Annotated in this window: 18 protein-coding genes and 1 pseudogene; 10 read left to right on the plus strand and 9 right to left on the minus strand. The window is 61.3% G+C overall.

Translation table 11 applies throughout. The features are described from left to right. Positions 1-5: 5 nt before the first annotated feature. Positions 6-1,529, minus strand: a complete 1,524-nt coding sequence (locus IPM54_33345) for a collagen-like protein (protein MBK9264657.1) — start codon at positions 1,527-1,529, stop codon at positions 6-8. A gap of 153 nt (positions 1,530-1,682) precedes the next feature. Between IPM54_33345 and IPM54_33350 the strand changes: the two genes are divergently transcribed. From IPM54_33350 to IPM54_33365, 4 genes are all read left to right on the plus strand, one after another. Further along, positions 1,683-2,885 carry a metallophosphoesterase gene (locus tag IPM54_33350; protein MBK9264658.1) on the plus strand — a complete coding sequence of 401 codons (1,203 nt, stop codon included), beginning with the start codon at positions 1,683-1,685 and terminating at the stop codon, positions 2,883-2,885. A 254-nt stretch (positions 2,886-3,139) separates the two neighbouring features. After that, a complete protein-coding gene (locus IPM54_33355) occupies positions 3,140-4,513 on the plus strand; it encodes a serine/threonine protein kinase (GenBank protein ID MBK9264659.1) in 1,374 nt (457 codons plus the stop codon). A gap of 10 nt (positions 4,514-4,523) precedes the next feature. Next, a complete protein-coding gene (locus IPM54_33360; protein ID MBK9264660.1) occupies positions 4,524-5,537 on the plus strand; it encodes a hypothetical protein in 1,014 nt (337 codons plus the stop codon). A 41-nt stretch (positions 5,538-5,578) separates the two neighbouring features. Beyond that, entirely contained in the window at positions 5,579-6,187 is a 609-nt protein-coding gene (locus IPM54_33365) for a hypothetical protein (GenBank protein ID MBK9264661.1), read from the plus strand. A 161-nt stretch (positions 6,188-6,348) separates the two neighbouring features. Here the strand turns inward: IPM54_33365 and IPM54_33370 are convergent, their stop codons facing one another. After that, the gene (locus IPM54_33370; GenBank protein MBK9264662.1) at positions 6,349-7,326 is read right to left on the minus strand and encodes an alpha/beta fold hydrolase; all 978 of its coding nucleotides are present in this window, start codon (positions 7,324-7,326) and stop codon (positions 6,349-6,351) included. A gap of 1,404 nt (positions 7,327-8,730) precedes the next feature. Here IPM54_33370 and IPM54_33375 point away from each other — a divergent pair. Together IPM54_33375 and IPM54_33380 are read left to right on the plus strand one after the other, a co-directional pair. Further along, complete coding sequence (locus IPM54_33375; protein MBK9264663.1) at positions 8,731-9,216, plus strand: hypothetical protein; 486 nt, start codon at positions 8,731-8,733, stop codon at positions 9,214-9,216. Between the two features lie 18 nt (positions 9,217-9,234). Next, complete coding sequence (locus tag IPM54_33380; protein MBK9264664.1) at positions 9,235-10,455, plus strand: hypothetical protein; 1,221 nt, start codon at positions 9,235-9,237, stop codon at positions 10,453-10,455. A 152-nt stretch (positions 10,456-10,607) separates the two neighbouring features. On the opposite strand, the gene IPM54_33385 is transcribed toward IPM54_33380, so the two are convergent. After that, positions 10,608-11,102 carry a hypothetical protein gene (locus IPM54_33385; protein MBK9264665.1) on the minus strand — a complete coding sequence of 165 codons (495 nt, stop codon included), beginning with the start codon at positions 11,100-11,102 and terminating at the stop codon, positions 10,608-10,610. Continuing rightward, positions 11,102-11,686, minus strand: coding sequence for a hypothetical protein (locus IPM54_33390; protein ID MBK9264666.1), 585 nt, complete (start codon positions 11,684-11,686; stop codon positions 11,102-11,104). Before IPM54_33390 ends, IPM54_33385 begins: the two co-directional genes overlap by 1 nt. A 105-nt stretch (positions 11,687-11,791) precedes the next feature. On the opposite strand from IPM54_33390, the gene IPM54_33395 reads away from it, so the two are divergent. Next, on the plus strand, positions 11,792-11,986 hold the full coding sequence (locus IPM54_33395; protein ID MBK9264667.1) for a hypothetical protein: 195 nt from the start codon (positions 11,792-11,794) through the stop codon (positions 11,984-11,986). Positions 11,987-12,431: 445 nt separating this feature from the next. Here IPM54_33395 and IPM54_33400 read toward each other — a convergent pair whose 3' ends face one another. From IPM54_33400 to IPM54_33410, 3 genes are all read right to left on the minus strand, one after another. Next, positions 12,432-12,926: a hypothetical protein gene (locus IPM54_33400; GenBank protein ID MBK9264668.1), complete on the minus strand. Its 495-nt coding sequence runs from the start codon at positions 12,924-12,926 to the stop codon at positions 12,432-12,434. Continuing rightward, entirely contained in the window at positions 12,926-13,357 is a 432-nt protein-coding gene (locus IPM54_33405; protein MBK9264669.1) for a hypothetical protein, read from the minus strand. The genes IPM54_33400 and IPM54_33405 overlap by 1 nt, the downstream gene beginning before the upstream one ends. A 395-nt stretch (positions 13,358-13,752) precedes the next feature. Continuing rightward, positions 13,753-13,995 carry a hypothetical protein gene (locus tag IPM54_33410; GenBank protein ID MBK9264670.1) on the minus strand — a complete coding sequence of 81 codons (243 nt, stop codon included), beginning with the start codon at positions 13,993-13,995 and terminating at the stop codon, positions 13,753-13,755. A gap of 515 nt (positions 13,996-14,510) precedes the next feature. Here IPM54_33410 and IPM54_33415 point away from each other — a divergent pair. Then, entirely contained in the window at positions 14,511-15,374 is an 864-nt protein-coding gene (locus IPM54_33415) for a hypothetical protein (protein MBK9264671.1), read from the plus strand. Between the two features lie 200 nt (positions 15,375-15,574). Here the strand turns inward: IPM54_33415 and IPM54_33420 are convergent, their stop codons facing one another. Together IPM54_33420 and IPM54_33425 are read right to left on the minus strand one after the other, a co-directional pair. Beyond that, the gene (locus IPM54_33420) at positions 15,575-15,763 is read right to left on the minus strand and encodes a hypothetical protein (protein MBK9264672.1); all 189 of its coding nucleotides are present in this window, start codon (positions 15,761-15,763) and stop codon (positions 15,575-15,577) included. A 4-nt stretch (positions 15,764-15,767) separates the two neighbouring features. Then, positions 15,768-16,506, minus strand: a pseudogene (locus IPM54_33425) (crotonase/enoyl-CoA hydratase family protein). Between the two features lie 197 nt (positions 16,507-16,703). Here IPM54_33425 and IPM54_33430 point away from each other — a divergent pair. Both IPM54_33430 and IPM54_33435 read left to right on the plus strand, forming a co-directional pair. Next, positions 16,704-17,222, plus strand: a complete 519-nt coding sequence (locus IPM54_33430; protein ID MBK9264673.1) for a superoxide dismutase family protein — start codon at positions 16,704-16,706, stop codon at positions 17,220-17,222. After that, positions 17,198-18,073, plus strand: a complete 876-nt coding sequence (locus IPM54_33435; protein ID MBK9264674.1) for a phytanoyl-CoA dioxygenase family protein — start codon at positions 17,198-17,200, stop codon at positions 18,071-18,073. The genes IPM54_33430 and IPM54_33435 overlap by 25 nt, the downstream gene beginning before the upstream one ends. Positions 18,074-18,450: the final 377 nt, after the last annotated feature.

Genomic DNA, 18,450 nt, shown 5'->3' on the forward strand with positions numbered 1-18,450 from the left:
GCCCTCTAACATGGATTTGGCGGGAACGGAAGCGCAAAGTTGGGCGAGGAGTTGAGCGCTTGGGGCGAGTTGTTGGAGGGCGCTCGAAGCATTGCGCGAGGGCGTTCAATAACAGCAAGCCACGGGCGGGAGGCTTGGCATATGCTGCCGCCATAAATGACTTCACCATTCGCTCCGACGTACGTGCCGTAATTGCCGGTGCTCGTGCTGGTGAAGCTGACACAAGAATAATTGGTATTTCGCCCAAAGCTCGGGGCTCCCTCGATGGTGATGGAATCGCCATCGTCTACGCTGGCGTCGAGCCACGCACCGGACGCGGGAATGGGCGTTGCAGAATTCGTCCGGATGTATTCGGCGGCATGGCAGAGGTGCGCGCCCGGAAATTCCGCATTGCAAATGGCATGGACGGCCGGGCGCCCGCCCATGTTGCCGGTAGACGTCGATGCCGTGAAGCCAGCGAAGACGGTCTTTGGTGCGCCATTACAACAAGCAAGCGGCCGCGCAGTTTGGCATGTGCTTCCGCCGTAGATGCCTTCGCCATTCGCTCCGACGTACGTGCCGTAATTACCGGTGCTCGTGCTGGTGAAGCTCACGCATGAATAATTGGTGTTTCGGCCAAACCGGTAGGATCCCTCGATGGTCACGCTGTCAGCCGGATCGACGCTCGCATCGAGCCACGCACCCGTGGCCGGAACGGTCGTCGCGGAATTGGAAAGAATGTATTCGGAAATATGGCAAAGGTGAGCGCCTGCGAATTCAGACGCGCAAATCGCATGCGCCGCTGGCCGACCTCCTATGTTGCCGGTATGCGTTGACGTGGTGAAACCAGCGAACGACGCGACATCCTCCATGTATGCGCCTGCTCCAGGCGGTCCCGCGGGCCCCTGAGGCCCCGGATTCCCCGCCGGCCCCGTCGCACCCGCGGGTCCCGCCGGCCCCATTGCCCCCGTCGGTCCCACCGGTCCCATTGCGCCCGTTGCGCCATCCGCCCCAGCGGGCCCCATGGCTCCCGTCGGCCCCATTGCGCCTGTCGCACCCGTAGCTCCCGCTGCCCCGGTCGCTCCCGTCGGCCCCATTGCGCCTGTCGCGCCTGTCGCGCCCGTAGCTCCCGCTGCCCCGGTCGCTCCCGTCGCGCCTGCCGCCCCAGTTGCCCCAGTTGCTCCCGCCGCACCTGGCGCCCCCGTGGCTCCCGTTGGCCCCGCAGGCCCAGCCGGCCCCATCAGCCCTTGCGGACCCATCGGCCCAGCCGGACCCATTGCACCTTCGAGGCCCATCGGTCCCATGGGTCCTTCTGGTCCTGTGGGTCCGGTTACGCCTGGCAGACCCATGGGTCCCTCGGGACCTGTTGGCCCTGTTACGCCGATGGGACCTTCGGGTCCTGTGGGTCCTGTCGCTCCAGGTGGTCCTGCTGGACCTTGACCAGGCTCGCCGGCTTGTTCGCCGCTGCTGCATCCCAGGACAAACCCTGGCATCGTGCCGCAAAGAACGAGCGTGAGCAGCGAGATCGAAGACAGACGTTGCAGAACCATGGCGAAGACCTCCGAGCGGTACGGCATCGCCCTTTACGCTCGTGTCCGAGCGGCTGCAAGGGTTACGTGCGGTTCGAGCGAAAGAGGCTTTGGAGCACGTGGGCTCGCCTGTAAAGTTTTGCAAAACCCCTCGCGCAGTGTGGGCGACGTGTTATTTGTACCCTCGTGCTGGCACTATTTCCCTGGTTTTCCGCGGGTCTTGCGGTCCTCGTCGTCCTCTTCGCACGGATCGTCCGTGGTCGTTTGTATGCCACCTTCGTCGGCGTGCTTCTGACGATTCATACGCTCATTGCCATTGCAATGGCGAAGGTATTCGAGCCCATCCTTCCCATTTACGCATTTCTTCATGCCGCCGTGTACGTGCACTTTGCGCTCCTCGCCGTGCCCAAAATGCGGCCCGTTTGGTACCGAGCGCTCGTCAGCGTGCCTGCCTCGTATTTCGCAGCGGCGACGTTTCTCGCGCTCCCATGGGCCATCGTCTCGGCCGTGGGATTCACGCCCCATGGCTTTTTCATTCCTTATTTGATTGCGCTGTTCGGGCTCGTGCAAAGCCTGCGGCATCGTTTCGAAGAAACCGATATCGTGCTCGATGACCAGCATGCTCCGATGCTACAGCGGTATTCTCTGGGATCGGGCAGGCAGGAGCGTCCTTTGCGTATCGTGCAAATCACCGATCCGCATCTCGGGCCGTTCATGTCGGAAAAACGTCTTCGTTCGATTGCACAGCGAGCGGTCGAAGCCGAGCCTGATCTCGTATTGCTCACCGGGGACTTTTTGACCATGGAGTCCCACGAAGCTCGCGCGTCGCTTGCAAGGGCGCTCGAACCTCTGGCGCAGCTTCCGGGGCGAGTATTTGCGTGTCGCGGCAATCACGATCACGAAGCTCCCGAAACCGTCGCGGGAGCGATGCACGACATTGGCGCCACGCTGCTCATCGACGAAGAGCGCACGGTGGAAACACCCGCCGGGCCGGTCCAAATACTCGGTATCGATTTTCATTTCCGCGACCGAGCACAACGGATGAAACGAGTTTTCGCTCGGCACCCGCGCATTGAAGGAATGAAGCGCCTCGTGCTCTTGCATGATCCGGGTGCATTTCGGCACGTGCCCGACGGAGAAGCCGACTTGGTCTTCGGCGGGCATACCCACGGTGGTCAGCTCGGTCTTTTGGTGCTCGGATTGCCCCATACGTTCGTCAGCACGTTCACGCAGATTCCAGATCATGGCCTATGGGCTCTCGGTCGTAATCGATTGTACGTGCATCGAGGGACCGGCCATTATGGATTTCCTCTTCGCGTCGGCGTGCCGTCCGAAGAGAGCCTTCTCCGCGTGCATTGGACATCGGACGAGCGGTAGTAGAGCGCCTCTGAATTGGGGAAAGGCAATTCGGGGGGTATGGGGGGCAGAGCAGTCGGCTCGTCTTTTGGGTCGTAGACCCAAAAGACTCAAAGAGCCGCCTGCGAGCCCCCCATCGTGACCAATCTCGCGAAGCGCGCGTCCCACGCGCGCGTAGCGAGCATACAAATCCTGCCCCGGTCCCGGGTCGATCCCGACCCAGCCTCGAACCCGCTTCCTTGCGCGACGAACCCGTAGTAAGCTCTGCCCGGGCAATGTTGGGTGCTCAGCCTGGCACACTCCTGGTGGGGAAATACCGCATCGAGCGGCAGCTCGGTAGCGGCGGCATGGGCGTCGTCCTCGAAGCGACGCATGTTGCGCTGGGCCAAACCGTCGCCGTCAAGCTGCTCAACGCCGAGCATGCTCGGTCGCCCGATGTCGTCGCGCGGTTCCTCCGCGAAGCGCGGATCGCAGCGACTTTGCCGTCGGAACACATCGCGCGCGTCAGCGATGTCGGCATGACCGAAACCGGCGAGCCGTACATCGTGATGGAGCGTCTCGTCGGTCGTGACCTCGATGCCGAGCTTCACATGCGCGGCAAGCTTCCCATCGCGGAGGCCGTGGATCTCATGCTCGAAGCGTGCGAAGGCGTCGCCATGGCGCACGCATACAACCTCGTGCATCGCGACCTCAAGCCGGCAAATCTTTTTCTCGCCGAAAGGCCGCTGCGCCCGCGCGTGCTCAAAGTGCTCGATTTTGGTTTGTCGAAGGAAGACACCGGAAATCACGCAGGACTCACCGGCTCCGAGACCGTCTTCGGCACCCCGCAGTACATGTCGCCCGAGCAGATCCAAAGTGCAAGAAACGTCGATGCGCGCAGTGATCAACACGCCCTCGGCATGATTCTCTACGAAATGATCGCGGGCCAGCCGGCGTTCTCGGCACCCTCCGTCACGCAGCTCATCGTCGTCATCGCGACCCATCCTCCTCCGCATGTTCGAGTGGTTCGTCCTGACGTACCTGCCAAGCTCGACGAAGCCCTCGTGCGCGCGATGGCGAAACGCCCGGCGGATCGTTTTCCGGATTTGGCAGCATTCGCCGCAGCCATTGCCCCCTTTGGTGGATCCGACGCTCGCACGCGCGCCGAGCTCGTTGCTCGAGCGCTTGTCACGCCAAACGCTCATGTGGATCCCGAGCCGAGCCGGACGTCGCGCGCGCCGACGGACGAAGCACCCACGTTGCCGCGGGATTTGCCGCGACCCGCGATGGAGACCCACTCGGCCCTGACCAGCTCCACGCGCAGCCTCGACGCGCACCGCGCTCGAAACAAACGCACGGCGATCATCGTTGCAGCGAGCGCCGTGGTGGCCGCAATCATCGTCGTCGCCCTCGTATTCGGCATGGGCGACGATGAACCGACGGTCGTTGCGGATAGCTCGTCGAGCTCGGCTGTCGCTGCAGCGCCCATCGTCGAAGCAGCGCCTCAAAAGACCGCCGCAGCGCCCACGGAAAGCGCGACTCCGGCGGCATCAGCGTCTGCTACGAGCGCGGCAAAAACGTCCAAGACTCCGGCTGGCACCAGGCCTGTGCGACAACCCAAAGACTCGGTCAAAACTTCCGTGGAGATGTTTGGTGGTAAAAGGAAATAGCCTCGCCATCGTGCTCGCGTCGATGCTTGCGCTCGTGCCCCATGCAGCTCGCGCCGACGAGCCGCCTGCGGAAACGCCTCCCGTGGAAACGCCTGCGGAAACGCCTCCTCCGGAGATGTCCCGTGCGGATGCGTTGTTCCAAGAGGGCAAACAACTTTTGGAGCAAGGAAAGTTCCTCGAAGCGTGCGACAAACTCGCAGAGAGCGACGCGCTCGATCCTGCGATCGGCACGCTTGGATTGCTCGCGGCGTGTCACGAGCAGCAGGGGCGCACGGCGACGGCATGGCGCGAATACGGCGAGACGGCGGCGCGCGCCGAGGCCGTGGGCGATGAACGCGCAGCGTTTGCCCGGGAACGCGTGAAGGCGCTCGAGCCCGAATTGCCGCGGCTGCTCGTGCGTTTGGCCAAACCTCATCCCAACGTGATGATCTATCGAAATGGCATCCGCCTGATGCCCGAAGATCTCGGCATCGTCGTGCCCGTTGATCCGGGTACGTACGAAATCGTCGTTCGATGGCCGGATAAACCGGAATTCCGTGCGACGCTCATCGCCACGTCGCGCAAGACCGCCGAGCTCGAAGTCCCCGATCCCGATCGAGTTGCGACGGCATCGACGGCGCCCTTTCGCCCCGACAAACCGGTGATACCGACTGCGCCTTCGCCGCAACGTATCGGCGCGATTGTGGCCGGTGGCGTGGGGCTCGTTGGTTTTGGCATGAGCGCCGCGTTCGCCATCTCGGCGGCCAGCAAAAACAGCGCATCCATCCCGATTGAACAGTCCTGCGGTTCGGCGGCTACGTGTCAAAAGGGCAAGGAACTGCGCGAGCAAGCGTTTGCGGCGGCGACGGTGGCCAACGTTGGCTTTGGCATCGGCGTGGTCGGCGCCGGCACCGCGCTCGTGCTGGCACTCTTGCCGAATCGATCGCCCACCCTGGCGCGAGAAAAGACCCAAGCCCAGCATGTTCAGTTCGTTCCATGGGCGGGGCGGGACGTTGCGGGAGCGCAGTTCGTCGGGCGCTTCTAAAAGTCTTGCCAAACGCCCCAATACGGGGAAGAATACTGAACATGCGTTCCATATTTTGCGTTGGCTGGGCGTTCGTGGCCCTTGCTGCAATGGCGGGGTGCGAGCAAGTTCTCGGAGTCGAACCGTGGGAGGATCACAATCGCGTAGACGAACCCGATACAGACGACACGCCGGCGAGTAGTAGCAGCAGCAGTAGCAGCAGTTCTGGGGCGGCGATGACGTGCCTCAATGGCGTGCAAGACGGCACGGAAACCGGTGTCGATTGCGGCGGGGATTCATGTGACGTTTGTTCTGACGGACGTGGTTGCAGCATGGACTCCGATTGTCTGAGTAGCTACTGTCCGGTTTCGCGCGGGTATTGTATCTCGCTGAATGGTCGAGACATGTGCGAAGGCGCAGACCCGGACAATCCCCATTGCGCCGACTGCACACAGAATGCGGCGGAATCCGACGTCGATTGTGGTGGAGATTGCTTGCCATGCCGCGCAGGTAAGGGCTGCACCAATGACGGTGAATGTTGGAGCGGCGTTTGCACGAATGGTGCGTGCGTTGCGGGAGCCAAGGGGACGCGATGCTTCTCGAATGCCGATTGCGCGAGCGGCTCGTGCGGCACGTTGGGATGCCCCATCGACGGCGCGTGCTGTCAATGACCAGTCACCGCCTTCTTTCCGCAAGCCACGCGAGGCCCGCATTGTAAATGATGTCGTGACCTCCTTGAAAAATGGTCACCGTCGACCCAAGGCTCGACCTTTCGAGAAGCACCTTGGCCCCCGCTTGCTCATAAAGCGGTCGTTTCCCTGAAAATACAAGCTCATGGGGGCACGCGACGTGTTCGGTCGAGCTCCCTCAGTTGACCCTCCGGAATACGTTCGTTCGGTGATGCGAGATCATTGAATGCTCGAAGTGCATGGTTTGGCGGAACCAGATGATCCCAAATGCCCAAGCCCAAATAAATGGGAACTCGTCCGCGTGCATTCGACAAATATTGGCTCGGGCTTCGCCGCCGGCATTCCTTTTCGGCCGGGCTTCCCGGAACGGGGCGGCCACCGCAAGCTGCCGCGATCTCGCCCGCATAATGCCGTTCGGGCGACGTTTTTTGCATCCATTCGTACCAATCCACCAAATCATAAATCGGCACCCACGAAACCACACCTGCCCATATATCGGGATGTTTGCCCGCCAGCACGAGCGACGTCATGGCGCTGCCCGAATAACCCACCAAATAAATGCGTGATGAATCGATCCGAGCGCGTTTTTTGGCGTATTCCACCGCATCGAGCACGTCTCCGAGGGAAAGCTCGGAGGCCACCGCTTCGGGTTTGCGATAAGGACCGCGATGATCCGGGTGAATGAGCGCCCAGCCATTTCGTTCGGCAAAAATGGCATAAGGAATGCCAATATTTTGCAAATAGTTTTCGCTCCAGCTATGCAGCACGACGAGCAGCGGCTTTGGCGAATCGCCCGTTGGCGTATAAAACAGAGCTTTTTGTATTGTTTTATCGAGGCTCGAACGAATGTCGACCTCTTCGATTCGGGGGACCCGTGTACGCCATACCGACAGATCCTGCGCGCCAAATGGAAAGGGCCCACCCACGGCACGCGGATATTCCGGGACCAGCATCAGCAAAGGTTGCCCGGTCGTTATGGTTTCGCCACGAGCGGACGCCGGAAAAAGCACCGCAAATGTCAAAATACGCTCACCAGGACGAACTTGATGGCCAGCATTCCACCATGCGCACGCAAAGGCTGTACCGACGAACCGAGCCACCGACCTGGGGCGTGTATTCATGGTGCCGCTCGTATGGCAAGGGCCATCCATTTTGCTAACGTCGCGGCAAAGAGGTTTATCGAATGAAACGTTCCTTGTTTGTCGTGGCACTCCTCACGTGTGCGGTTCTTTTGACGCTCATTTCGGGCCGCGTTGCATCTCGAGCCTACGCAAAGCCCAAGCCCAAAGGACTCGAAGCGAAAGCCATGAGCGTTAAAAGTCATACGCTTGCGTCGCGATTTCCGGGCGGCGAGGGCGCCATGAGCGCCAAAGCATGGAAACGTCTCGTTCCAGGGGCGCGCGATGTCACGCTTCCATCTTCGTCGGATGGATCGGCGCAACGTGCGATGTTTTTCGATTCGGGATCGTCCGCGGAAAAACCGCTTCTCGTCGTCTTGCACAGTTGGAGCACGGATTATCGTCAGAACATCGGCATTCCTTATGCTCTGCACGCGGCAAAAAAAGATTGGGTCTTCATTCATCCGAATTTCCGCGGTCCAAACAGAAACGCCGCCGCTGGCGTATCGGACCTCGTGACGAGCGACATTCTGGATGCCGTGGAATACGCCAAGCGGCATGCGCGTGTGGACACGAATCGCATCTATTTGGCGGGTTTTTCCGGCGGCGGCCTCGCGGCGCTCGCCATGGCGGGCCGGCATCCGGACATGTGGGCCGGCGTCGTGGCATGGTGTCCCATTCACGATATCGTGGATTGGTATCGCGAAAATGTCGCACATGTGCCTCGCCGGCATTACGTGGGCAACATCGAAGCCGTTTGCGGAGGCGCGCCGCGTGCTGGTACGAAAGCTTTTACCGAATGCAAAAGACGTAGCCCGAGCGCCGTTTTGGAGCGAGCTCGGCAAGCCGGCGTGCCCATGTACATTGCCGCGGGTGTTCGTGACGACATCGTGTATCCGCGGCACGCCATTGCCGCGTTCAATCAGCTAGCCATTGCCGCCGACCAATTGGCAGACGATTTTCTGCCGAAGCTGAAATCGTCCACGCGCCCTGCATCCCTACGAAGTCCCGCGGGCGAGCCGACCCATATGCGCTTGCGGGCACGCCCGTGCGCGCGTCGCGCACGTCTGGCAATACGACGCTCGTGCTTTCGATGGCGGACACGACGTCGTCTACGATGCGGGGTTTGCCTGGCTCGAAGGAAAGCGGCGCATTGCGCAGAAGCGCGTCGCTCCCTGACCCAGGGTTCGCGGGTAAGGTGCGCGAAGCTCTTGCTTGACGGTTCCGTTTTGCACGCGCATCGCGGTACAGTCCGCTCGATGTCCAAGCGCGCCTCTGCTCCTCCCTCGCACTCTGGCCCTCCCACAGCGCTCGATCCCATGGCGCCCACGGTCGAATCAGTACCGCAAAGGCCGCTCGACGCCACCATTGCCGCGCTCCCCGACCTACCCATCGTGACGCTCGTCGATGCGACCAGCCACGATCCGTTTTCCCTTGCGAGCGGCGAGGTCAGTGCCGGCGCCGTCGACGTCGGACCCGGCGAGCTCGGCGCGCTCGCATCGCGCTCGTTACGACGCAGGCCCCGTCCTCGGTGTCGGCGGCATGGGCGAAGTGCGCCTGAGCGGCGATACTCGAATTGGCAGGCGCGTCGCGAAAAAAACGCTCCTCGCCGATACCGATTCGCCGACGGCGCGAGCTCGTTTTTTGCGTGAAGCGCGCGTGCAAGGGCAGCTCGAACATCCTTCGATCGTGCCCGTGTACGACCTCGATTTGGACCCCCAAGGTCGCCCATTTTTCACGATGAAACGCGTGCGTGGCGATACCCTCGAACGCGTCATCGAGCACCTTCGGCGCAAGCACGAAGTCTTCAGGTGGACGAAGCTCGGCCTGCTCCGCCCAAATGGGGAAGCTCCGTTCGGTCCCGAGGGCTCACGTCGGACAACGCGGCGCTGACGGTCGAGGGCGCGCTTTTTGGGCACGCCGGCGTACATGGCGCCCGAGCAGATCCCGGGGCACGACGCGGTGGATGCGCGCGCCGATGTGTATGCGCTTGGCGCAATACTATTTGAAATATTGACGTTATCGCGACTTCGTCCGGGGACGCGCGTCGATGAAATCATGCGCGCGGCGCTTTCGGGCGTTCCGACGCAGCCGAGCGAGCATGTTCCATCGATTGCTCCGGAGCTCGACGCGCTGTGCATGCGAGCGCTCGCGCAGGAGCCCGAGGATCGCCTTTCGTCGGCGCGCGAGCTTGCGGAGGGCGTGGAGCGATATCTCGATGGAGATCGGGATCTCAAGCTGCGGCAGGACTTGGCGCGGACGCATGTCGAGCGTGCCAAAGCATTCAAGGAATCGGAGGCGCATGCGGGCGGTCTGGTGAAAGCCGAAGCGAGCGTGGATGTGGCGAATGCACTCGACCAGTCGCCTCGCGTCATGGCGGTGCGCGAAGTGATTCAGGGGCTGGCGCTCGATCCGGAGGATCGCGCGGCGCAGCGGCTCTTTGTGGAGCTCATCGTGAACACGACGGAGGTGCCGCCCGAGGCCATGCCGGAGCTCGAGCGGGCGCGGGACAAGGCGCGAGCCGAGACGTTGCGGAGCGCAGTTTATGGGCTCAGGGCGTGGCTTGCGGTGCTTCCGCTCGCATTCGTCATTGGCGTGCATAGCAAGCTCGCCGTCGGCGCGACGGCGGCCGTGGATGTGATGGCAGCGTTATTTGCATTGTTTTATTCGCGGCGGCAACGTATTGGTGCTGGCGTGCCGATTGCATTGTCCGTGCTCGTGGCGGCGACCGTGGCGTTATCGAGCTGTTATCTTGGGCCGTTTGCGCTCGTGCCCACGTGTGCGGTGTCCGCGATGCTGATTTATGCGATGCATGCGACGCCCTACGAGCGGCGTGTGGGCGTCGTCGTCTTCGTCGCGTTTACGTCGCTGCCCTTCGTTGGCGAATTGACGGGGGTACTTGGTCGGTCGTACGTGTTCGAGGCGGACAGGCTGATCATATTGGCGCGGGCGGTGGCATTGCCGGAGACGGCGACGCTCTTGGCGATGCTGTATTCGACGCTGTCGTTCATCGTGTTTTCGGCGTGGATCGTGGGCCGCATGCGTGACGCGCTTTCGGCGAGCGAGCAGCAGAAGCTGGTGCAATCGTGGCTGTTGCGCAGGCTCTTTCCGGACGCGATGGCGGAGAGGTGAGGTTTTCACGCGGACGTCGTTTTCTTCGCCACGATGAAGCGCCGCCCGCACGCCACGGGACGTATCGAGTGCACTGGTTGCGCGGCGCGGGCGATGTAGAGCGGCGATTGCGTATATGACGACTGCACTTTTGGGCTTTTACCCATGCGCGGTCACCGCGCTGATTCCGCGCATAATTCCAAGAGCTCTGCTTTTGATCGCACCTGAAGCGTCCATGATACAGAGTCATCGGGCACATGCTGCAAGTCGGCACGCGCTTCGGCTTTTCGGCCCAACTGAAAGTACGCTTCCGCTCGCAGGAAGTGGAGCCCCTCGCGGTCGTAATCGTCATTCAGTTCATCACAGAGAACGAGTCCTTGCGTGAAGTCCGCAACGGCAAGATCGTAGTCGCGTGCCATGAGCGCATAGCGACCTCGATTGAAAAACACCGATGGCTTGCGACGTGCAAGTGCCATCACCCGCGTCATGGCTGCAATGGCGGCGACGTAATTGTCATTCCGTGCGTAGCCGTACGCCAGCGCGTTCCAGACGTCCGGCTCATCAGGATATCGGTGGGTAAGTTCTACGGCGGCTTCCAAAGCGGTCGGCTCCTCCGCTCTAATCCGCTCTTTGATGTCCATGATCACGGCTTTCAACCCGTCGTCCATCACGTCCTCCTTCCAGGTCGGCCTGCTCGACCCCAATCGATTTTGTTGCCACCGCATCGCTCATCAACATGGCCGCGCGCGCAATCCTCGCGGTTCTTGTAGCCTCCGGTCAGGTTGCGAGGAGGATTGGGCGAAGATAGCAACTCATCGCATTTCTCGCGCGCGTCTTCCCATTGTTTCTGGCACTCCTTCGACATGTGCCCCGCGACGGCTGCAGCAAGCACGACAACGCCGACGCCCACGACGATCGTCACGCCCGACCCACCAACGACGACCGGAATCAACTCGTACACATGAGGCAGCAGCATCGTGGTGTCACCGATGAGGCTGCGCGAATGCGGTAGGATGCTTTCAGAATTCGTCGATGATAACGATTCATCCTCTGGCAGCACGTCGAGCACCGACATCTGCTCCAGCGCCTCGATCATGCATGCCTCGAGCTCCGCGTCGTCCAGCCGGTTCCCGTTCGGCTCGACGTCCCGGACCACACCATGTGCTGTCACCTGGACCTTGAAGGCGATATCGTACGAGTGGCGCGAAAGTCGGGAAACCCGCCCGTTCGTGCATGCTTGAAGGGCAGCCATGATGCTTGGAGGAAGAGACCGCTCCGATGCCTGAGATAGATCCGATGGCTGCGGGGGCGTCATCGCATGCTCGCCGTTCGCCGCGCATCCTGCCGGCACCACACCATGACCAACGTTGCAGCGAACGACGTCGCCCAGGCAAACCGCCGGCGGCTCGAAACCTTATGGCGCTGGTTGCGTGCGTTTACCATACTTTCCTTTGGTGAAGGGAGTCATGCGGATGAGGTCGAAGTCTTGTTACGCGCTTGGTTCCGCTCGTCGCCGGTAACTCCATTCGGATTCTCGGCGATGCTCGAATAGGTCAGCGATAACGTCGGTGCCATGCCCGCTTTCGAGACGGCGGAACGTCGAGCGGAATATCGATTTGGTATTCGCCTGCCAGAGAAACGCAGACGATTGCAACAACCTCCCCACCGTGAATGCTGCGGGCAGAATGGGAGCTGCAGGCAGCTTTGGCAACACGGCATTGCTTTTCATCACGACCGCAGTTTCAATGTAGGACCGTGCGACGAATCGCCACACGCAACCGTTACGAACACGACGAGCATGGTGAGAGAAGGAAGCGGTAAAGCATGTCCCCTCCGTTGTGCGATGCGTTGTGAGGCTACAAGGAGCGGTAGGATAGTGTCAACGGGCATGCGGCGCCCAACCCGAGAATCTCAGGTAGACACCGTCACCGCGCGGGCGGCGCCATCGTGCCCCGCGCACGCCGCCGATGCGAAGCTGGGCTTTCACCCATGCGCGGTCACCGCGCTGATTCCGCGCACAATGCCAAAAGTTCGGCCTTCGATCGCACCTGGATCGTCCAAAAGACGCAGTCATCCTTTACATGCTCCAAATCGGACCGCGCTTCGGCTTTTCGACCCAATTGGAAGAACGCTTCCGCTCGCAGAAAGTGGAGTACCTCTCGGTAGGGCTCATGCTCCATCTGGTCGCCCAAAACGAGTCCTTTGGTAAAGTCGGCAACCGCACCTTCATAATCCGCTGTCATGAGCAAATATCCACCTCGCGTGAAGTACAGCGCAGGCCTTTCAGGCCGGAGGTCCATTTCCCGCGTAATGGCTGCAATCGCGGCGGTGTAATCGTCCCTCACTTCATAGGCATAAGCGAGTGCACGCCAGACGTCTGGCTCATCTGGATATTGCTCGGCAAGCGCTGCCATGTCGTCGAAAGCAGCCGGATCCTCCGCGCCAAGACGCACTTTGATCTTATTGATCAGGGATTTCAGCGTGTCACTCATCACGTTCTCCTTCCAGGGCGGGCTCCGTGGCCTTCGTTATCGATACGGTTGCCACCGCAACGCACGGAAACAAGGCCGCGAGCACATTCTTTCGTGTCCAGATAACCTCCAGTCACGTTGCGTGGTGGATCATTAGAATCCAGGAGGTCAAGGCATTTCTGCTTCGCATCTTTCCACTCTTTTTGACACTCCTTCGACATGTGCCCCGCGACGGCTGCAGCAAGCACGACAACGCCGACGCCCACGACGATCGTCACGCCCGACCCACCAACGACGACCGGAATCAACTCGTACACATGAGGCAGCAGCATCGTGGTGTCACCGATGAGGCTGCGCGAATGCGGTAGGATGCTTTCAGAATTCGTCGATGATAACGATTCATCCTCTGGCAGCACGTCGAGCACCGACATCTGCTCCAGCGCCTCGATCATGCATGCCTCGAGCTCCGCGTCGTCCAGCCGGTTCCCGTTCGGCTCGACGTCCCGGACCACACCATGTGCTGCTGTCACCTGGACCTGAAGGCGATATCGTACGAGTGGCGCGAAAGTCGGAAACCCGCCCGTTCGTGCATGCTTGAAGGGCAGCCATGATGCTTGGAGGAAGAGACCGCTCCGATGCCTGAGATAGATCCGATGGCTGCGGGGGCGTCATCGCATGCTCGCCGTTCGCCGCGCATCCTGCCGGCACCACACCCATGACCAACGTTGTAGCGAACGACGTCGCCCAGGCAAACCGCCGGCGGCTCGAAACCTTATGGCGCTGGTTGCGTGCGTTTACCATACTTTCCTTTGGTGAAGGAGTCATGCGGATGAGGGTCGAAGTCTTGTTACGCGCTTGGTTCCGCTCGTCGCCGGTAACTCCATTCGGATTCTCGGCGATGCTCGAATAGGTCAGCGATAACGTCGGTGCCATGCCCGCTTCGAGACGGCGGAACGTCGAGCGGAATATCGATTTGGTATTCGCCTGCCAGAGAAACACCAGACGATTGCAACAACCTCCCCACCGTGAATGCTGCGGGCAGAATGGGAGCTGCAGGCAGCTTTGGCAACACGGCATTGCTTTTCATCACGACCGCAGTTTCAATGTAGGACCGTGCGACGAATCGCCACACGCAACCGTTACGAACACGACGAGCATGGTGAGAGAGAGGAAGCGGTAAAGCATGTCCCCCTCCGTTGTGCGATGCGTTGTGAGGCTACAAGGAGCGGTAGGATAGTGTCAACGGGCATGCGGCGCCCAACCCGAGAATCTCAGGTAGACACCGTCACCGCGCGGGCGGCGCCATCGTGCCCCGCGCACGCCGCCGATGCGAAGCTGGGCTTTCACCCATGCGCGGTCACCGCGCTGGTGACGACGTGCGCCTGTTGACCCTTTCGTGGTCACCGCGCTGGCGACGACGATCGCATGTCGACCCTTCCGTGGTCGCCGTGCTGGTAACGACAGGCAGATGTCCAACCTTGCGTTGTGACCACGCGGGTGACGGGCCTCGATGGTGGACCCTTTCTGCGTCACCAACTTGGTGACGTTCGGCGGTCGAGCAGTTTGGACTTGCCATCGTGGTCGTCTTCCGGTGTAATGCGCATCATGTCCAATCCCACTCCCGAGATCGTGGGCTCGCAAAAAGCCTACGAGGAATTTCTTTCTGAGGCCGAAGCGCTGGCCGATGCCGACGTGCGCCCATTTCGCGCGGATGGATCGCTGGCGTTGCACAACGTCGAGATGGGCCTCGACGCGATTTCGCCCCACGCTGATCGGATCAAAGCGGAGCTGCCGACCGTGGATGTCGTTGCGCTGCAAGAGCTCCCCGACTTGGCGCTTGCGGTCATTTACGCGGCTGCGCAGGTGGATCGCACGAGCGACGGGTCGACCGGCGCGTTGATCGAGAAGGCCCGAGCATCGCGCACGTTGCTGCTTGCATCCTCGGAAGCATTGGCCGTCGCCGGAATTTTGCCGGCGCATGAAGCCGAGCGAATTCGAGCGGGCACTGGGCCCATCGATTTGGCGCAAGACAACGTCGATCTCGCGGCGCTCTTGACCAAACACGCGACGGCGATAGCCGGAAAACGGCGGTCACGCCGGAGCAGATCACGGAAGCAGCCAACGTGGGTACCGAGCTGCTCAAACGCCTCAAGCCCAAGGGTACGCGGAGCAAGGATCCGGCGATCGAGGCTGTGGCGTTACGTGATCGATTCTGGACGCTGCTTGCGATGCGCCACAAGGAGCTGCGTCGTGTGGGAATGTGGTTGTGGATGGACGAGGTGGATCGATTCGTTCCTGCGCTGCAATCACGGTCGGTGCGTCGGAAAAAGCCGGAAAACGGTTGAGGGGGTTGGCGCGGGGAATGGGCCACGACGTTACGCGTGCCTGCAGCAAAAAGGTTGCGGCACGCATATGCAAGGGAAGCGCCAGTTGAGCGTCTTGTCGCAACGAGGAAAACAGGGTGCATAGCCGCAGGCAAGTTTTTGGCGCGCTGGAAAGGCTCTGTCATGGTGGGGAGATTCTAGTAACGCTACCGGATGACGTTTGACCAACGGCGATTCGCGTCGCTCGCCGCATCATTCACCGGCGCAAGCCCAATTCTCGACGTCGTTCGTCGAACCAGCGGCGTGCCGGCGCCATATCGTCGAAAAAGCGGACAGGAAAATCGCTTACCCGTCAGGAGCTTTGCCGCGCGGAAAAACATCGTCCCCATCACGCGAAGATGGAAACTTGCGCCAACCCTTCTGAACAGCCAACATACGTCGAATGTCCGCTTCGGTGACTTCGCCGATGTAATGCCCGATCAAGACGTCGGGCTCTTCGGTTGTTGCATACGATCGATCGCTGGACTCGGACATGGTCTTACGCCGACCCCGTCTTCTTTGCCGCGATGAATCGGCGTACGCCCGTGACGACCGCATCGCCCAAATCGAGCGGTATCGATCGACGAATCGTTTTCAGTGCATCTTCCCGAATACGCAATTTCGTCACCCGATGCGCGTGCCTGTCGAGCTCGCCGAATTGCGCGGCCCGTTCATACGCGCGCTCGAGCAGTTTGTCGGGTGACACCACTTCATCGAGCATCCCTGCTGCGACGGCTTCTTCGGGCGTGTACATCGTGGACAGCGTCGCCGCGCGCTGGAAATGCGCCGGCGGCAATCGCAATCGCATCACCTCCACCGCAACCCGCGGCATGGGCAATCCAATGGCAACCTCGTTGGCAACGTATTTGTAGTCGCCAGCAGCGCCGATGCGGTAATCCGCACACAGCAAACCAAAAGACCCATCGCCATCGCGTGACCACTGCTCGCCGCAATGACCGGCCGAGGAAACGACAAAGGCCGCGCCGTCATGGCAAACCCACCGTTGAGCATCCCCACCGCGGCCGGGCCGCCAGACGCATCACCTTGAGGTCGAAGCCTGCCGAGAATGCATCGACCCGACCCGTCAGCACGATCATCGCATCGTCTCGCTCGGCGCGATCGATGGCCTCGTTCAATGCTTTGAACATCTGCGGCGAAAGCGCATTACGCTTGCCGTCGTCCATCGTGATCGTGGCGACTTCGCCGTCGCGATGATAATCGACCGGTGACTGGCTCATGAAACGCTCCTCTTGGGAAGAGCCGCGAGCATAATCCAACATTCATGCTCATGGCTACCAAAAGAATGTCGACGTGAGCGCTTGTGTTCGATCGCGCAGCCGAGGTCTTCGGTCATGCGACCCCTTGCCGTTGCCAGGGACGTCTCCAGACATGACAGTGGGGCGCGCAGGGCGCCTGCCATTGGAGGGGAGGTACCATGACCCGGTTGTGCTCCGTATTTTCTGCGATGTTCGCGACTGTTGCACTTGCCGCACCGGCCGTCGCCGCCGACGGTGCGGTCGCCAAAATGGTGGATCCATCCGGCAAGACCCTGGGCACGCTCGACCTTCGAAGCACGCCCAACGGGGTCCTCATTACGGGTGAGCTATCCGGCTTGCCGCCAGGGCCTCATGGTTTCCACATTCACGAAAAGGGCGCATGCACGCCCAATTTCGATGCGGCCGGCGGACACTTCAATCCGACCGGCGCCGAGCACGGCTTTCGCGATCCCGCGGGCCCACACGCAGGCGATTTACCCAATATCGTCGTTCCGCAAAACGGTCGGATAAAGATCGAAGTGTACGCGCCGGGCGCCATGCTCGACCAAGGAAAAAATAGCCTGCTCGCAGACGATGGCACGGCCATCGTGGTGCATGCACAACCGGACGATTATACGACCGATCCCGCGGGGGCAGCGGGCGCGCGCATTGCGTGTGGCGTCATACAGAAGAAATAGACCTTGCGGCGGTCTTGTCGCTGACCATCGACCCATCGAAGGCGAAGTCGAGGCGGACGGCGCCCGCACCTTGCAATTCATGCAAATCTGGTTTTAGTTCGCCCTACCCGGAGCTTTTGCATGAACACCGCCGTCGAGTTGCCCGATCCAAGCCACGAAGCACCGCACGCCGCGCTTTCCCCCGAAGAGGCGGCCAAGGTCGCCGCGGCGCTTCCATTGAACCACCGCTTCCGCCTCGGCGCCGAAATCACACCAGTCCAGCGCGCCTACCTCGACAAAAACGGCTACCTCGTGTTTGCCCGGGTCGCATCGCCCGACGAGGTCGCACGCATCGTCGCCGAAGTCGACCGCGTGCAGGCAAGTTCCTCGCCGAAGGGCGGCGCAAAGGTCCACGGCATTCCCATTTGGTTCGGTCGCGACGAACAGGGAAAACCTTACTTGCAGCGCACGGGCTTTCTGTCGGTCCATTCCGACTACGTCCGCCAATTCGTCACCGATGCTCGCTTCGAGCCCATCCGGAAGCTCGTCGGCAAAGACGCTCGCATTGGCCACGAGGAAAAGATGGCGTCGTGTTCAACCGATACATCCGCACGAAAGGCAGCCTCCGCCCGGGCCTTGCGTGGCACACCGACTGGCCTGCGCGACGCCTTTATGGACAGCTCCCCGGCCCGATGCTCAACGTGGGCCTGCACTTCGAGCGGATTACCCCGGAAGACGGCGGCCTACGCATCATTCCGGGCAGCCACAATCAGGATGGCGCGATTTCTTGTTTCGCAAGCTTTACTTCGTCGACAATCGGCCCGACCCGGCAGTCATGGTGGAAACATGGCCGGGCGACCTCACCGTGCTGACGGCCGCACGTGGCATCGCGTCGCCGCGTCCCAATACCGGCGCTTCGCAGCCATATGCCGCAGGCATGTACGTGCGTCGTGACCGGGGCGTACCAGCCCAGATCCGGGCAAAGCGACACCGCGTCCGTACCTCAAGCCTGCGAACTCATCACACGACGCCAAAACCTGGCTCCGGGCGCTGACGCGAACCACGGTCACGGCACGCGCATTCGTCGTCGCCCACGCGGACGAGCAAAACGCGGCTGGTGTGCTTGGCCCATTCGGCGCAGTTGTCATTCCACGACGTTGCGGTGAACGGGCGGCCTGGGATTGCGCGCTCTTGCTCCGGGGCGGAAACAGTTATGTCGACAACAGAGGATGCTCCGAGGTCGGCGAGA

Source organism: Polyangiaceae bacterium (assembly GCA_016715885.1).
Lineage (GTDB): Bacteria > Myxococcota_A > Polyangia > Polyangiales > Polyangiaceae > Polyangium.

Excerpts from the sequence above, each read along its gene's own strand:
- IPM54_33400 (MBK9264668.1), bottom strand. The coding sequence starts at position 12,926 with ATGAGTGACACGCTGAAATCCCTGATCAATAAGATCAAAGTGCGTCTT.
- IPM54_33375 (MBK9264663.1), top strand. The coding sequence starts at position 8,731 with ATGCGACCAGCCACGATCCGTTTTCCCTTGCGAGCGGCGAGGTCAGTG.
- IPM54_33355 (MBK9264659.1), top strand. The coding sequence starts at position 3,140 with ATGTTGGGTGCTCAGCCTGGCACACTCCTGGTGGGGAAATACCGCATC.
- IPM54_33395 (MBK9264667.1), top strand. The coding sequence starts at position 11,792 with ATGACCAACGTTGCAGCGAACGACGTCGCCCAGGCAAACCGCCGGCGG.
- IPM54_33385 (MBK9264665.1), bottom strand. The coding sequence starts at position 11,102 with ATGGACGACGGGTTGAAAGCCGTGATCATGGACATCAAAGAGCGGATT.
- IPM54_33345 (MBK9264657.1), bottom strand. The coding sequence starts at position 1,529 with ATGGTTCTGCAACGTCTGTCTTCGATCTCGCTGCTCACGCTCGTTCTT.
- IPM54_33420 (MBK9264672.1), bottom strand. The coding sequence starts at position 15,763 with ATGTCCGAGTCCAGCGATCGATCGTATGCAACAACCGAAGAGCCCGAC.
- IPM54_33365 (MBK9264661.1), top strand. The coding sequence starts at position 5,579 with ATGCGTTCCATATTTTGCGTTGGCTGGGCGTTCGTGGCCCTTGCTGCA.
- IPM54_33415 (MBK9264671.1), top strand. The coding sequence starts at position 14,511 with ATGTCCAATCCCACTCCCGAGATCGTGGGCTCGCAAAAAGCCTACGAG.
- IPM54_33370 (MBK9264662.1), bottom strand. The coding sequence starts at position 7,326 with ATGAATACACGCCCCAGGTCGGTGGCTCGGTTCGTCGGTACAGCCTTT.
- IPM54_33430 (MBK9264673.1), top strand. The coding sequence starts at position 16,704 with ATGACCCGGTTGTGCTCCGTATTTTCTGCGATGTTCGCGACTGTTGCA.
- IPM54_33390 (MBK9264666.1), bottom strand. The coding sequence starts at position 11,686 with ATGGCTGCCCTTCAAGCATGCACGAACGGGCGGGTTTCCCGACTTTCG.
- IPM54_33405 (MBK9264669.1), bottom strand. The coding sequence starts at position 13,357 with ATGATCGAGGCGCTGGAGCAGATGTCGGTGCTCGACGTGCTGCCAGAG.